Annotated in this window: 9 protein-coding genes and 1 tRNA gene; 4 read left to right on the forward strand and 6 right to left on the reverse strand. The window is 56.9% G+C overall.

Annotation, left to right across the window (positions count from 1 at the left end):
- Positions 1-61: 61 nt before the first annotated feature.
- Together EDC30_RS01265 and EDC30_RS01270 are read right to left on the reverse strand one after the other, a co-directional pair.
- A complete protein-coding gene (locus tag EDC30_RS01265) occupies positions 62-1,321 on the reverse strand; it encodes a hypothetical protein (protein WP_132256539.1) in 1,260 nt (419 codons plus the stop codon).
- Between the two features lie 369 nt (positions 1,322-1,690).
- Positions 1,691-1,766: transfer RNA gene (locus EDC30_RS01270), tRNA-Lys, on the reverse strand.
- 242 nt (positions 1,767-2,008) lie between these two features.
- Between EDC30_RS01270 and EDC30_RS01275 the strand changes: the two genes are divergently transcribed.
- Positions 2,009-2,200 carry a hypothetical protein gene (locus EDC30_RS01275; protein WP_132256541.1) on the forward strand — a complete coding sequence of 64 codons (192 nt, stop codon included), beginning with the start codon at positions 2,009-2,011 and terminating at the stop codon, positions 2,198-2,200.
- A gap of 21 nt (positions 2,201-2,221) precedes the next feature.
- On the opposite strand, the gene EDC30_RS01280 is transcribed toward EDC30_RS01275, so the two are convergent.
- From EDC30_RS01280 to EDC30_RS01290, 3 genes are all read right to left on the reverse strand, one after another.
- Positions 2,222-3,295, reverse strand: a complete 1,074-nt coding sequence (locus tag EDC30_RS01280; RefSeq protein ID WP_243656602.1) for an alpha/beta fold hydrolase — start codon at positions 3,293-3,295, stop codon at positions 2,222-2,224.
- Positions 3,296-3,413: 118 nt separating this feature from the next.
- Complete coding sequence (locus tag EDC30_RS01285; RefSeq protein ID WP_132256543.1) at positions 3,414-5,834, reverse strand: mechanosensitive ion channel family protein; 2,421 nt, start codon at positions 5,832-5,834, stop codon at positions 3,414-3,416.
- 57 nt (positions 5,835-5,891) lie between these two features.
- Positions 5,892-6,470 carry a hypothetical protein gene (locus EDC30_RS01290; RefSeq protein WP_132256545.1) on the reverse strand — a complete coding sequence of 193 codons (579 nt, stop codon included), beginning with the start codon at positions 6,468-6,470 and terminating at the stop codon, positions 5,892-5,894.
- Positions 6,471-6,813: 343 nt separating this feature from the next.
- On the opposite strand from EDC30_RS01290, the gene EDC30_RS01295 reads away from it, so the two are divergent.
- The gene (locus EDC30_RS01295) at positions 6,814-7,092 is read left to right on the forward strand and encodes a hypothetical protein (protein WP_132256547.1); all 279 of its coding nucleotides are present in this window, start codon (positions 6,814-6,816) and stop codon (positions 7,090-7,092) included.
- A gap of 181 nt (positions 7,093-7,273) precedes the next feature.
- On the opposite strand, the gene EDC30_RS01300 is transcribed toward EDC30_RS01295, so the two are convergent.
- The gene (locus tag EDC30_RS01300; protein WP_243656603.1) at positions 7,274-7,684 is read right to left on the reverse strand and encodes a hypothetical protein; all 411 of its coding nucleotides are present in this window, start codon (positions 7,682-7,684) and stop codon (positions 7,274-7,276) included.
- A gap of 230 nt (positions 7,685-7,914) precedes the next feature.
- On the opposite strand from EDC30_RS01300, the gene EDC30_RS01305 reads away from it, so the two are divergent.
- Positions 7,915-8,208, forward strand: a complete 294-nt coding sequence (locus EDC30_RS01305) for a hypothetical protein (RefSeq protein WP_132256550.1) — start codon at positions 7,915-7,917, stop codon at positions 8,206-8,208.
- Positions 8,209-8,539: 331 nt separating this feature from the next.
- Entirely contained in the window at positions 8,540-14,365 is a 5,826-nt protein-coding gene (locus tag EDC30_RS01310; protein ID WP_132256551.1) for an EAL domain-containing protein, read from the forward strand.
- Positions 14,366-14,447: the final 82 nt, after the last annotated feature.

Raw genomic sequence — 14,447 nt, forward strand, 5'->3', positions numbered from 1 at the left:
TTTGCAAATGAAAAAAGCCACATGCCGGAGCATGTGGCTTTTCACTAGCCTGCGAACAGGATTAGAAAGGACCGAAGTTCAGCCAGTCGTAGGTCGGAACCTGAGTCAGCTGGCTGCCGATCTGGATCACGATGTTACGGTGCGAGGCCAGGTCGATGTTGGCTGGATCGCCCATGAAGCGGCGCAGATCGCCCTTGTCTTCGACATAGATCACGATCGGCTCACCGGTAAAGCCGGCAACGTTGGTCGCGGTCAGCGGCTGTCCCCACAGGCTGAAGAAGTCGCCCAGGGTGAAGCGCTTGTACTCGGTCGAGGCGACATGGATGACACCGGAGCGGTTGTGGGTGTGAACCTCGTATTCGCAAGTGGCGGTGCGGCCGATATCCTGCGGAATGGCGAGTTGTTCGCCATTGCGGTAGATCGCCAGGTGAGCGGAGGTGTCGAAGTTCGCGGTCAGGCCGGACAGGCACTGCAGGTTGCCGACTGCTGCGCCGGTAGCGGCTGCGCCGGTGCTGCCATCAGCCCAGGTGATGGTGCCCAGGGTGCCGATCTCGCCGCCTTCCAGTACCCATGGCGTGCTGCTCAACGGCGGCAGGGCTTCCCAGGAATAGTTCGGGATCTGGGTGATCGGCGTACCTTGCATCACGACGATCTGGCGATTCGGACGCAATTCGATGGTTGCCGGGTCGCCGCTGAACTGGGTCAGGGTGCCATTGTCGTTCAGGTAAATGGTCTGCGTGCCTTCGATGCCGGCGACGTTGGAAGCGGTGAGCGGTTGGCCCCAGACTTCGAAGAACTGTCCCAGAGTATAGGTGGCGCCGGTGGTGCCGTTGACGCGGATCTTGCCGGTCTGGTCCTTGGTATGAACAGGATAGACGCAGGTTGCCGGGCTGGCCAAGGTCGGGGTGCCGACGCCGATATTCGCCGGGACAGCTACCTGCTGGCCGTTTTGCAGAACGATCAGTTGCGTGTAGGTGTAGGTCGCAGGATCGGTGCTGCAGGTCAGGCCATTGACGTCCTGGCCGAGGCCGCCGGTCGCGGTGCTGCCGTCGGGCCATTGGCTGGTGCCGAGAGCTGCGCCGTCAGAAACAGTCGTGGCTGCAGCCAGGCGCGGCTGGTTGTTGTCCGCAGGTGTTTCATTGCCGCCGGTAGGAGGTGTTTGAGTGTTACCGGCTGGAGGTGTCTGGGTATCGCCAGATCCCGTGGACGGGCCTTGGCTGCTTGCCACTGTTTCGTCACCGCCGCCACCGCCGCCGCAACCGGCAGCGATGAGTGCGAAAGCAAAAGTGGCCAACGATTTGGTATTGAGAATTTTCTGCATGATATAGCCCCTAAAAGGATGTTGAAGGCCGGATGTTGTCCTGCATAAAAACAGTAGCTAACTCTCAACAGCGATACAGTGATGAATCGCAATTGAGGACGGGCTCACCATTGCGTTAGTTGGGATGAAGCTATTCCTCCGATCAAGGAGTACAGTTGTGTATGCGATTGCGCAAGCGTGTGCGGTCGTGCGATGCCAAACAAAGGCGTGCGAATGAATGAACACCGTTCATTGCGCATGAAAAAATTCAGAGGGAAAAGAAGATAAAAAGCTTGCCGCTTTTTTGATGTGTGTCTTGCTTTGGATTTGCGTTGAATCGCGACGCAAAAAAAGAAAAGGACTTGGGTTTAACCAAGTCCTTGTATGCGTTGGTAGGCCGTGCGGGATTCGAACCTGCGACCAACGGATTAAAAGTCCGCTGCTCTACCAGCTGAGCTAACGACCCAACGAGACCGAAATTATACTATCGCTTCATAGTTTCCCGCTAGCCATGTTTCATGTTTCGCATGCGGGCTTGCATTCATCAATGTGATTCGCTCTATCAAAAACAGAATGAGGGCGACCATCCCGCTTCATCCATCCATTGCAACCCCTATCATTTCAACACCAAGGCAAAAAGTCTTGGCAAGTCGCGCCGCCTCAGCCTATACTGTATATGCATACAGCAAATGCTATACAGGAATGGTAATGCGGACCTACGTCGTCAAAACTGCGCATGGATATCTTTATCCATTTCGAGATTCCGTTTCGTTTACGGATGACGAAACCCATGCCGGACATTTCCTTGTCGCCGATGAAGCGCACGTGCTTGCGCAAGTGTTCGGCTATACCGAGGGGCGCTACCAGGTCATCGCCATCGATACGCCGGAGCGGCGCTGATGCCGGTCTTCGGCAAACCAATTAATGCAGGCTGCGTGAACGCGAATCGGGGAAGACCGACACGTTACCTCTGCCGTTTTCCTGCAATGCCGATGTCGTCGCCAGCCGGTCGATCGCAGACATGACCTTGTCCGGTGCCGAATGATGAATCATATGGCCGACATCCGGCACGACAATCAATTCGCTCTGCGGCAGTTCCTTGTGGAGCTGTTCGGAATGCAGATGGCAAATGGCCTGAAGATCTCCCGCGCCGGCCATGATCGTCACCGGCGTCTTTAAATCCCGATAGCGCTTTTCAAGTTTGGCGGCGGAAGGAATCATCAATCCCGCTTCTTCGGCCGCCGCGCGTATCTGTGACGGCCTCAAGCCCATCCATACCGGATATTCATGCTCGAAGCGAGGCGTGGTTTCGGCCGGCGCAAAAAGCTTGCGCACCATGGCGGGCCAGATCAATCGTCCCAGCACAGGTGAAATGGTATGGCGCATCAGGTCGCCGATCACCGGCAGGGCCGGTGGCGAGAACAGGAGAGCGTCAAGGCGAGCGGTCGGATAATAATAGCCGGACAGCAGCAATAAGCTGCGCACGTAGTCCGGATGCTCGAGCGCCATGGCGATCGCCACCATGCTTGCCCAGGAATGCCCGACGACGATCGGCTTTTCTATGCCGATTTTGAGCAGGGCGCGGTGCAGCAGATGAGCCTGGGTAACCGGGTCCCACAGCGTCGTGCGCGGTCGCTCGCTGTAGCCATAGCCGGGCCGGTCGAACACGATCACGCGATAGTTTTTCGCCGCCATGTCGGTCAGGCCGCTGATGTCGAGTTCGCGGGCCATGGCGCCATTCCCATGAAGGAAGACAATGGGTTGTCCCTGGCCGCGATCTTCATAGTGCAACTGCACGCCATCCACTTCGATGAATTTCCCCATCGGTGGATTTTCCGCTTCCGCCTTGCGGGTCCGGTACTGGACGTAAGCAGCCATGGCGCCGAACGCGACCGCGGTGCCTAACAGCCATCCGCCGCGGGATGATCCGTGGCGGCGCGGCATCATTTCCTTGAAAGGTAATAAATTCCCGATATCATGGCTGGAGCGAAACATGCGCAAGATCCTTTCCAATAATGATTAACCCTCATGGATTGGTGACGGATTGCCATTGTTGGTTCCGCATTGCGGCATATAAGGTCTCCATGCCTTGATCTGAACCCAGCGTTTGCTTTCAGGGGGCAAGCGGCGAGGGCGGTTCCGTGGCTTCTGCGGAAATAGCCTTGTCTGCCAGCGCGTCATTGATGTTGGTGGTGAGGTCGCTCTTGACCTTCAGCCAGCCATCCAGGTCGCTGGTCCAGATGCGCAGCTCGAACTCGAATGCATCCACACCTCGCTTGATGAAAAGCACTTCCGGTTCCGGTGTCTGCAACACTTGCCGGTTCTGGCGGGCGACTTCCAGCAGCGTGGATTTCAGTTGCGCCACATTGATGTCGGATTTGGTAATGATCGGAACAGCCACCTGCCGCAATTGGTTGGACAGCGTCCAGTTGGTCACCTTGTCGGATATAAGCTTGCCGTTCGGGATGATGACTTCCGCGCCCGTCGTGCTCTGGATGACCGTGGCGCGAATGCCGATATGCTGGACACGACCGACGATATCGTCGATCTGGATAGTGTCGCCGATGTTGACCGGCCGCTCGAACAGGACGATCAGGCCCGACACGAAATTGTTCACGATATTCTGCAAGCCGAAGCCGATGCCGACGGTCAATGCGCCGGCGACGATGGTGAACTTGGTCATGTCGACGCCGATCGCCGCCAGCGCCAGCACCAGACCCGTCACCAGGACTGCGTAATGCACCGTGGTCGACACCGCATAGGGAAGGCCGCGATCCAGCCGCACCCGCGAAAAGATCTCTTCTTCGAGGAAGAAACGCAACAGGCGGGAAACCTGGTAAGTCGCCCACAGGATCAGGATGAAAATCAGCACTCCGCTGACCGATATATGCAGGCTACCGACTTCGAATGATGTGCGCCAGAATTTACGAAGCGAGTCGATCGCTTGCCGCAGCAAGCCTGGTCCCTCCAGCGACAGCACGATCCAGTAAATAAAAACAAAGCGCTTCAGCCACTTGTTGATCTGGGCCGCGATCGCCGCCCGGTGGCGCCGCACTCCGGCCAGATAATTCAGAGGCGGCAAATGCAGCATGATCTTCACCAAACCGTCAAGCGCAATGGTCAGCACATACAAGACGACCCCGGCATAGATGCTGGCGACCAGCGCGCGTAACAGGAAGTCTGCCAGCGCGCCATAACCGGCGGCGCCGCAAGCCAGGATGACAATCGCGAACAGCAGCACGGCCCAATTGATATTCTCCAGCAGGCGCGACAGGAATGAGCGCTCAATCGTTTGATCGGCGTATGTCCTGCGCATTCTGCGGTCGGTCAGCAAGACGACCAGCGCGAGGCTCAGCACCTCGAGCAGGATAAGAAAACGGTACACGCCGGGCAAGGGAATGAATAGGCTTCTCGCCTTGTCCGCGAGGTAAAAGCCGGCAATGGCAAAGAGAAGCGGGTTCAGTATCGGTTCGCAAACCCGGCGTGCAAACACGATCAGCGGCACGGTCGACAGCACCCCGATAATGAGCCATAGCTGTCTCGGCGCATCGCGGTAAAACCAGCCGCTCAGCAGTAATGCGAGCAATGCCGCCACGACAATGGGCATGTCGAACATTTTCTGGTGCGCCCGTAATCCTTCATCCACGCCGGACAAGGCATGGACCTTGACGCGCGCGGCCAGCAGGACGATTACCAGAATGCCGAAAGTGAAGAAATGCAGCAACACATAGCGCAGGTGCGTGCGCAGGTATTCCGCCAGGACCTTGGCCTGATTCTCGATCTGCGCCTTGGCGTCCGCGGAAAAGCTATTGACGGAAGCAGTCCAGAACTCGCTGTTCCAGGCGGGCGGGCCATCGCGCTCGAACAACTGGGATACCGCCCGCTTGCTGGTGATGGCAAGCAGTTCGCGCACTTCGCTGATGCGCGAGCCGATATCGGTTGCACGCACCTGCAGCGCAAGAACGGCGGCGCGATCCTTGATCACCGTTTTTTTGGTCGCTGCGATCGCCTCGCTGATCTCCCTGGAACGCTCCAGCAAGTCTCGCGGAGCGGCAGCCGCCGTGGCCGAAGCTACCGTGGCGGCCCAGATGCCATCCAGGCGTTCCAGCTCCTTGAGGTCGCGTTCGGTCTGCGATGCCGCGCGCGTCAGGTCGCGCCGGATCGGCGCCGCGTTCAACTCGATGTCGCGCAATGCCAGGTCGAGATTCTGGATGGTCTCCAGTGAAAATTCGCGGACATCCAGATTGCGCACCGCTTGCAGCCGGTATGTCGTTTCCCGCTCCAGCCTGGAAATTTCGCCTTGGGCGATGTCGATCGAATTGCTGACACGGCTGCGGTTTTCGATTTCACGCAAGTTGAGCTGACTCGCTTCGGCCTGCTGAGCGATGTCGTGCACGGGAATCGCTTGTGGCGCCGATGGCACGGGCTGGCTTTCCGTCTTGGCGGGTGCTGCTGGCTTGGGGATGATCGATGGCGCAGCCGGAACCTGGGCGGATGCCGGCATGACGATCTGGCCAAGGAGCAGGGCCGCCATAAATGCCAGCTGCCTGCTGGCGCGCCCGTTGCAAAGCGTCGATAGGACCAATGCCGGCTACCTCGCGCGAGCAGGGTTGTGCGACTGAAGCTGTTGCACCCATTGCTGGTGCAGCAGCATGTGATTCATGACCTGGTACTGCATGGCCAGGTATTGATCGCTCATGTAGTGCCGTTGTTTTAACTGCTCCAGCGTCAGGCTCGAGTAATAAGTGCCGGTGCTTTGCCAGCTCATCATTCCTCCCATCATCGGACCGCCCATCAACCGGGCGCTCATGCGTTCTTCCGCCGGCGGGGAAGCGCCACAACATCCCAGCAAGCCAGGTCCCCACAAGTCGCGCAAATTTTCCAGGGAAGCCTGAAGCGATAACCAGTGTTGATCGAGGATGCGCAAGCGTTCCTGGGCATCGCGCGTTTTCTGGATCGCTTCCATCTGCCGCTGCATGTGCTTGAGATTTTCGGCGGCGCGGGCAACGTGCTTGTCAAATTCGACCAGATTAATGGAAATATGTTGCACATCGTCGTTTGCTTGCCGTGAACGGTTTGGGCGACCGGTCATGCCCGATTGCGGCGGCGCCGCGCGCAAATCCGCGGCCAGAAAGGCAAGCACAACGAAAAAAGTCGTGAGTTTATTCATTAATGGAAGTGCAAACGGAAGCGTGCATATAAGCTGCGGCGCCCGAATTTCTTTATTGAATCGCGGTGTCTACTACTCTTTTACCTTGCCGGGTTCATGGGCGCGTGATGTAAGTCAAGATCACAAGTTGAAAGCATGCGGATTTTTGAGGAGCCATGATGGAACCGCCCTAGGCATGTGGTGCGCTTCCTATTTTGCGGCCTAATATCTTTCATTTCCTTGGAACCAGTTCGCAGCGCGCTGCCTCCAAGATGGAGCGGTTCTTTTCCGGATTTTCAAGAAAAGAAATGGCCAAATTTACCGAAGTGATCAGGTAATGATCCGTAACCAAAGGAGATGAGCGATGACTATAACTGTCAGAAACTCGGTTGAAAGCGCCCCTAAAGTGACGCTTTTCGGTCAATTGGCTAACGGTAAATTCGCTGCCAAGGTCATGAACGAGGACGAGGCGCCATTCGGTAAATGTTGGGACAATGCGATTGACCAGCGGATGGTCTATATCGTCCCGGATATCGACCAGCTCGATGCGATCGTGCGGGCATTAAACGAGGGCAGGCTGGATTACGATACGCTGCAGGATTACGGCGGCACCGGTGGCGGAGTAACGGAATTGCCGATTTGACGCGGTCGGCTTGGAGCCGCCTGCGTTATATCCTTCCTTGAGGTTATACACGTTACGGCATGGTTGCGGCAAACGGCCGGCGGCCAGTCCGATGAATGCATGGCGCGCAAGCCTCAGCCAGCCGTAGCGATTCTCGTCTGGCGTTACCTGACCGGTCGCGGCGCGAATGGACATGCCCGCGTCAATACACTGTCAACCAGTAAATCAGCATCGCCCCAGCCGCGTATGGCCACGACCTCAAGGCAATCAGCATATCCTCTCTCGACGGCAAAGCGCTGAGGTAGATTGGCGCAATCAGCACGGCGATAAGAATATCGAGCCAGCTGTAGGCGACACCGTATCGCAGCCTTGCGATTGCCAGGAACGGTGGCACCGCCAGCGCCGTGATCGGCGCCAGTCCGACGAATGCCGCGTTATACCATCGTATGTTTTTGAATGAAACGCTGCCGAGTATCCAGCGGTTTGAACCATCGCGACGGGGCCACACCGAAAAAGCCGCTGGCCTGGCGTTGGTGAGCGCACCCGCAAGAAAATGGGCCAATTCATGAAGGAGAGTGCCGCTCAGGTAAAACAGGAAGAAAGCCGCATGCATCCTGGCCAGAAGCCGAATCAGGATTGCGAAGATCAGCGAAGGAAGCAAATACAGGACGAGATCCCAGTGATCGCATAGCTGTAAGGACAGGCTGGCTGGACATGCAATTACCGGCATAATGTGAGAAACTAATGATAAATTTTGTTAAATAATCAGATGGCTCCATAGCCGGACCAGCTTACGAAGCCCCCGCATCGCAACGTCAGCTTTACATGCTAAGGAATGCAGGTATGGTAAAACGCCTCCTCATTACAGTCAGTTTCCTGACCCCGCTGGCGTCACATGCGGATTGCAGCGTTTTCGATGCCAGCACACAGACCCTGCATATTCATACCCGCGCTGACAAGGACGATAAAACGGTGTGCAACACATCTCCCAGAGCAGCCGGCACGGGTTCTCAAGACGAGTCCTTGCAGAATTCGCGCAATCCACGTTCCAATACCGAAAAGCTGCGTTCGTTCACCGATTTAAAAAGACAGGCCGAGTATCTTAGCAATTCCCCGCGCTACTATGGGCAACGATGAACTAAGGGCGAAATCTCATTCAACCAGAGAGTGGCCGCCACTTTTTTATAATCGCCTTACCGTTTCAAGCCGTGCTCGGCCATGCCGGGAATACCGCACTCGGTTGTCATAGTCCGCTTCTTCATGCCTCCGCTTTTTTAGACCCGCCACCGGGTTGTTCCGGGCGTCTTGCATCTGTTTCGAGTTCATTTCAAGCCCTGCTTCGTACTGCCTAACGATAGGCAAACTGAAGCTGGTTTAATGAGATAATTTCAACATCTTCAACGCGGGAAGCGGTCGGTTCGATATTGATCCGATCTACCCTGGGGCAGCTCCAATCTGGTTGATATATATGATCGAAGCGAAAACAGTATCACTGGCGCAAACGGCATTGCTGCAACTAGCCCTTTCTCTGGCAAAGCTGCTCAAGCAAGTCCATTTGCAACGCCCGTTTCATGGCTGCCTTAACCCATCGACCCTGCAACTGTCGTCAGATCATTCCGAACCGAAGCTGGCATACCTGATGCGCCATGAAGGCGCCGCACAACCCTTTGCCTACATGGCACCCGAGCAGCTCGGCACCATTGGCAGGCCAGCCGACGCGCGCAGCGATCTGTATTCGCTGGGTGTCGTGCTGTATGAGCTGGCGACCGGCAGCGTCCCGTTTCGTAAAGACGATCCGGTTGAACTGGCACACTGCCATATCGCGCATCAGCCCGTTCCTCCTCATGAGCTTTGTGAGGAAGTCGAGCCTGCATTCGGCAGGGTCATTCTCAAGCTGCTGCAAAAAGATGCCGCCGATCGCTACCAGAGCTGCGACGGCCTCATGGCTGATCTGTCCCGCTGCATCGAAGCGCTGGATAAGCAGGGCGCCATCCCGGAATTCACGCTTGGCCGGCATGATTTTGCCGGCCGCTTGCATTCGCACGGCAAGCTCCTCGGCAGGAGAAATGAAACCCGCTCCCTTTTTCAGGCATATAGCAGGGTTTCGGCCGGAAAAAAGGAGCTGGTTCTCATCTCGGGATTTTCGGGAGTCGGAAAATCCCGCCTTGCCCTGGAAATCAAGCCGACGATTGCGGACGCCGGCGGCATTTACCTGTCCGGCAAGTTCGATCAGTACAAGCGAAATATTCCGTATGTGACAATCGTCCAGGCGATCCAGGAATTCGTTCGTGGCTTGTTGAGCATGCCCGAAGCACAAATGGAAAGGTGGCGCACGGCGATACAGGAAGCGGTCGGCATTCAGGGAAATTTGCTGATCGACCTGATACCGGAGTTGTCGTTTATTCTCGGCGACCCGCAACGCCCCAGCGCAGCGCTTGATCCTTCCGGCGCTGAAAACCGGCTTTTGGCAGTATTTCGCCAATTCATTGGCGTGCTCGCCAGCGCCGAGCATCCGCTGGTGATTTTTCTGGATGACCTGCAATGGATCGACGCCGGAAGTCGCAAGCTGGTGGCCGATCTCGTCACCCATGCGGATGTCCGCTATCTGATGATCGTCGGTGCTTACCGGCTGGAAGATCCCCGCACCAGGGCGGATGTCGGCGAATGGATGGAGTCGATACGCGGCCATCAAGGCACCGTCACCGAGATTCAAGTCAATCCGCTAAGCCGTGAGCATGTTCGCAAGCTGGTGGCAAACATACTGGGGAGCACGCTGGATGGCGCCGGCTCATTGGCAGCCTTGCTGCATGACCGGACAGAAGGCAATCCATTGTTTGTCGGCCAGATGCTTGCAGCGCTGCATGAGGAACATCAGCTTGAATTCGACCCGGATTCGCGCTCCTGGAAGTGGGATATCGATCGCATTCGCAACGTGAATTCAAGCGGTAATGTGGTGGAACTGGTGGTGGCGTCATTGCGGCGCCTTCCAGAGGATTTGCGCGAACTGATTATCGTGCTCGCCTGCCTCGGGACTTCAACACGAGCTGCGACACTGGAATTCGTCTATCCGGCCGATCCGGCAAAAATCGCGGCGATGCTTGCAGACCTGGAGAATTCAGGCTTCATCAGGCAGTCAGACGAGCATGTCATGTTCACGCATGATCGTATCCACGAGGCGGCGTATTCGTTGATCGCGGAAGAGGAAAGGGCAGAGCGGCATTTGAAGATCGGCCGCCGGTTATCCGAGCAGCAGCATGCCGATCCGGATCAGTCGGTGTTCGACCTGGCTTTCCACTTCAATTGCGCGACGAAGCTGCTTGCTGGCGAAGCCGACAAGGCCAGCCTGTGCCGCCTGAACCGACTGGCCGGCGCAAGAGCCAGGAATGCAGCGGCTTTTCAAACCGCCGGGGAATATCTCGAACTGGCCATTGTGCTATTGCCGTCAACGGCATGGGAGGCGCAGTATCGGGATACATTCGAACTGTATCTCGAATGCGGAGAATGCCAATCCGTCGTCGGCAATTTTCAGCGCGCGGAATTGCTGCTGGCAGAGGCGGATTCCCAGGCTCAATCCAATCGGGACCGTGCCCGCATCGCCCGCATCCTGACCCGGATGTACCATTTCAGCACGCGGGGCAAGGATTGCATGAGGGTCGGCATGCAAACGCTATCCCTGTTCGGCATTACATTTCCCGATTCGGAAGAAGACCTAAAAAAGCAGGCGGATCAAGACTTGCAGGCGCTGGACGCCAGGCTGCGCCAACACGGGATCGATGCCCTCTTGAATCTACCTGTGGCAACCGATGACGACGCCCGCCTGGTGATTGGCTTCCTGGCGGATTTTCTGACGGTTGCGTACAGCACCCAGCCTTCAGTCGCCGTGCCGATCCTCATTCGAGGAATCGAATACTCCCTGCAGTATGGGAACGTCGAGGAGAGCTGCGCACTTTACAATAACTACGGTTTGCTGCTGGCAGGGATGTTCGGCGATCTCGAAGCCGGGTATCAGTACCTGCAATTGGCGTTGCGCTTGAACGAGCGGTTTCAGGATCCGAACTTGCGCGGACGCCTGCTGTACATCCATGGTTACGTATTTGCCAGCCTTCGCTTGCCCAAGGCGGAATGCCTGCCGATTCTCGAAGATGCATTCAAGGCCTGCAGGGATGTCGGTCATATCGGTTTTGCGGGCGCAAGCATCGATGCCTATATCTGGACGGCGTGGGAGACCGGGATGCCCCTGGCCGAAGTCAGGTCAATGGCGGCGCCTTATCGCGACCTATCTCGTGTGACGAATTCCTTCCAGGCGAATTGCATCATCGCGATGCTGGAGATGCTGATATCCCAACTTGACGGCAGCGCCAACCCCGGATGCGATACAGCCTTTCTCCGGCAGATCAACGGGGCAGGCTGGATCTATACCCTGGCGCATTTCCATATTACGCAGCAGATCGCCCATTACCACCTGGGGGACTTTGCCAAATCCCTCGATGCGGCGCAACCGCTCGACGCCATGCCGGTCACGCTAAAAATGTTGATGTCGATGGCGACGCATCATTTTTACCATGCGCTTGCCATCGCGGCATCGTATGACCAGGCCACGCCGGAACAGCAGCGGCTGTGGATGGAAACGCTGAATCGCAAGCTTGCCGAACTGGAGAAATGGGCAAGCCAGCATCCGGGGAATTACCAGGCACGTCATGCACTGGTCATGGCTGAAGTCGCGCGGATCAATAAGGATGAGAACAAGGCGCTGGCATGTTACGAGCAAGCCATTGCCAGCGCGCGCAGAAGCAAGAATCTGCATGACGATGCGATTGCCAACGAGCTGACAGGCCGGTTCCATGTGGCGCGCGGCCTGCCGATGACGGGATACGCGCATCTCGTAATGGCGCGCGATATCTGGTTGCGTTGGGGAGCGACTGCGAAAGCTTCGAAACTTGAACAAGCCTTCCCGGATTTGCGCTTGCAGCAAGCCGCTACGTCCTTGCCGAGCTCCATGCGCGCAGGCCGGTTTTCCGACCTGGACATACTGACGGCCGCCAAGGCTGCGCAAGCAGTCTCTGGAGAAATGGAGCTGGACCGGCTAACCCAATCGCTGCTGCAGACGGTAATGCAATACGCAGGAGCGGACCGTGGCGTCCTGCTCCTGGCGGCTGGGGGCGATTACCGCGTCGTCGCGGAAGCCTCAGTTCAGGAAGGCGCCATCAAGGTCATACTGGAACAGGCGCCGCTTGCGATGGAGGCGCTGCCGCGAAGCATCCTGAACTACGTCACGCGCACCAGTGAGAAAATCCTGCTTGCCGATGCGACCCAGCATCATCCGTATTCCGCCGATGCGTACCTGAAAAAAAACAGGCCGAAGTCCTTGCTATGCCTGCCATTGCTCAAACAATCCCGGCTGATCGGCCTCCTGTATCTGGAAAACCGTTTGGCCGGCGCGGCGTTCGGCAAGGACCGGCTGACGATCCTGGAATTGCTGACGGCGCAGGCCGTAATCTCGCTCGAGAATGCGAAGCTGTATGAAGAACTCCATGCTGAAAATCGCGAGCGACGACGCGTTGAGGAAGCCCTGAAGGCCAAGACACGCGAGCTGGAGGAACAGGCCGACTTCATGCATGCAGTTGTCGAGAATATTCCCGTGGGTGTCTTCGTCAAGGATGCGCGCAATGAATTCCGCTATACGCTGTGGAACAAGGCTGCGGAAGAAATTTTCAAGGTGCCCAAAGACGCGGTGATCGGACGAAAACCGACCGAGATCTGGTCGGACGAGCTCCTTTCGCGGATGCGCTTCAGCGACGACGCGGTGACAATCACGAAAGAGCGCGTGGACGCCCCCGAGGAACGTGTGAAGAATGCGCTGCAGGACAGCATCGTGGTGAATACGATCAAGGTGCCGATCATTAACAAGAATGATGGCGAACTGGACTACCTGCTCGGGATCAGCGACGATATCACCGAGCGCAAGCGCTCCGAATCGCTCATATGGCAACAGGCGAATTTCGATTCGCTGACGGGTTTGCCGAACAGGAGCTGCTTCCGCGACAAGCTATCCGAGGCGATGGGCAAGTCGAGGGCGGAGGGAAGCAGCATTGCCGTGCTGTTCATCGACCTGGACCGATTCAAGGAAGTCAACGATTCTCTTGGCCATGCCTGCGGCGATATGCTGCTGGTGGCTGCCGCCCGAAGAATTTCGGATTGCGTGCGGGTGGATGATGTCGTGGCGAGATTGGGAGGAGACGAGTTCACCGTCATCCTTTCGCAGCTCGAGTATCCGGGCCATATCGAAGAGATCAGCCAGCGCATCATCGATGCGCTCGCGGTGCCGTTTCAGCTAGGGCAGGACCAGGGATATATCTCCGCCAGCATTGGCATCACGGTTTTTCCGGATGATGCGGACGACATCGATGAGTTGATCAAGAGAGCCGACCAGGCGCTGTACATCGCCAAAGACAGCGGCCGCAATCAGTTCGGCTATTTCACGCCCGAGATGCAGGCCGCCTCGATGCATCGCATGCGGCTGACCAACGACTTGCGCAGCGCAATGAGCCGTAACGAATTGGCGGTGTATTTTCAGCCGATCGTCGATCTCGCGACGGGACAAATCGGCAAAGCCGAAGCTTTGCTACGCTGGAATCACCCGGAATTAGGCGTCATCGATCCGTCGGAATTCGTGCCGCTGGCGGAATCGAGCGGGTTGATCGTGCATTTCGGCGACTGGATTTTCGAAAAGGTCGCCCATGTGGTGAAAAGATGGCGCAGCCTCTACAGCTCCAATTTCCAGGTCAGCATCAATCAATCTCCGCTTGAGTTCCAGCGGCATGACGACCGCTACGTGCGATGGGTCTCGCGGCTCAGCGAGCTTGAACTCTCCGGCCAGGGAATTGTGCTGGAAATTACGGAAGGCCTGTTGCTGGATGCAAGCACAAATGTCATCGATAAATTGCGGCGGTTGCGCGAAGCCGGCGTCGAGATTGCGCTTGACGATTTCGGGACCGGCTATTCATCGCTGGCATATCTGCAAAAATTTCATATCGATTATCTGAAAATCGACCGCGCCTTTACCATGGATCTGGAGCTTGGCTCGGACAATCTCGCCTTATGCGAAGCCATTATCATGATGGCCCACAAGCTGGGCCTGAAGGTTATCGCCGAAGGCGTGGAGGTTCAGGAGCAGCATAAGCTGTTGCAGATGGCCGGCTGCGATTATGACCAGGGGTATCTCTTTTCACGTCCGCTTCCCGAGAGCGAGTTTGAAGCGCTGCTGAGCCGGCATGCCCCGGTCGATTCCCGGTAGGGAGCGCCAAGCCGCGTTCATCAATTTCTAGTATAGTTTCGCCAATAACAAGTAGAGCAGGGGACAGGAATTAAACTATCAA

The sequence above is a fragment of the Paucimonas lemoignei genome, from assembly GCF_004342585.1.
Taxonomy (GTDB): Bacteria; Pseudomonadota; Gammaproteobacteria; order Burkholderiales; family Burkholderiaceae_D; genus Paucimonas; species Paucimonas lemoignei.

Excerpts from the sequence above, each read along its gene's own strand:
- EDC30_RS01265 (WP_132256539.1), bottom strand. The coding sequence starts at position 1,321 with ATGCAGAAAATTCTCAATACCAAATCGTTGGCCACTTTTGCTTTCGCA.
- EDC30_RS01285 (WP_132256543.1), bottom strand. The coding sequence starts at position 5,834 with ATGGCGGCCCTGCTCCTTGGCCAGATCGTCATGCCGGCATCCGCCCAG.
- EDC30_RS01275 (WP_132256541.1), top strand. The coding sequence starts at position 2,009 with ATGCGGACCTACGTCGTCAAAACTGCGCATGGATATCTTTATCCATTT.
- EDC30_RS01290 (WP_132256545.1), bottom strand. The coding sequence starts at position 6,470 with ATGAATAAACTCACGACTTTTTTCGTTGTGCTTGCCTTTCTGGCCGCG.
- EDC30_RS01280 (WP_243656602.1), bottom strand. The coding sequence starts at position 3,295 with ATGTTTCGCTCCAGCCATGATATCGGGAATTTATTACCTTTCAAGGAA.
- EDC30_RS01295 (WP_132256547.1), top strand. The coding sequence starts at position 6,814 with ATGACTATAACTGTCAGAAACTCGGTTGAAAGCGCCCCTAAAGTGACG.
- EDC30_RS01310 (WP_132256551.1), top strand. The coding sequence starts at position 8,540 with ATGATCGAAGCGAAAACAGTATCACTGGCGCAAACGGCATTGCTGCAA.
- EDC30_RS01300 (WP_243656603.1), bottom strand. The coding sequence starts at position 7,684 with ATGCATGCGGCTTTCTTCCTGTTTTACCTGAGCGGCACTCTCCTTCAT.
- EDC30_RS01305 (WP_132256550.1), top strand. The coding sequence starts at position 7,915 with ATGGTAAAACGCCTCCTCATTACAGTCAGTTTCCTGACCCCGCTGGCG.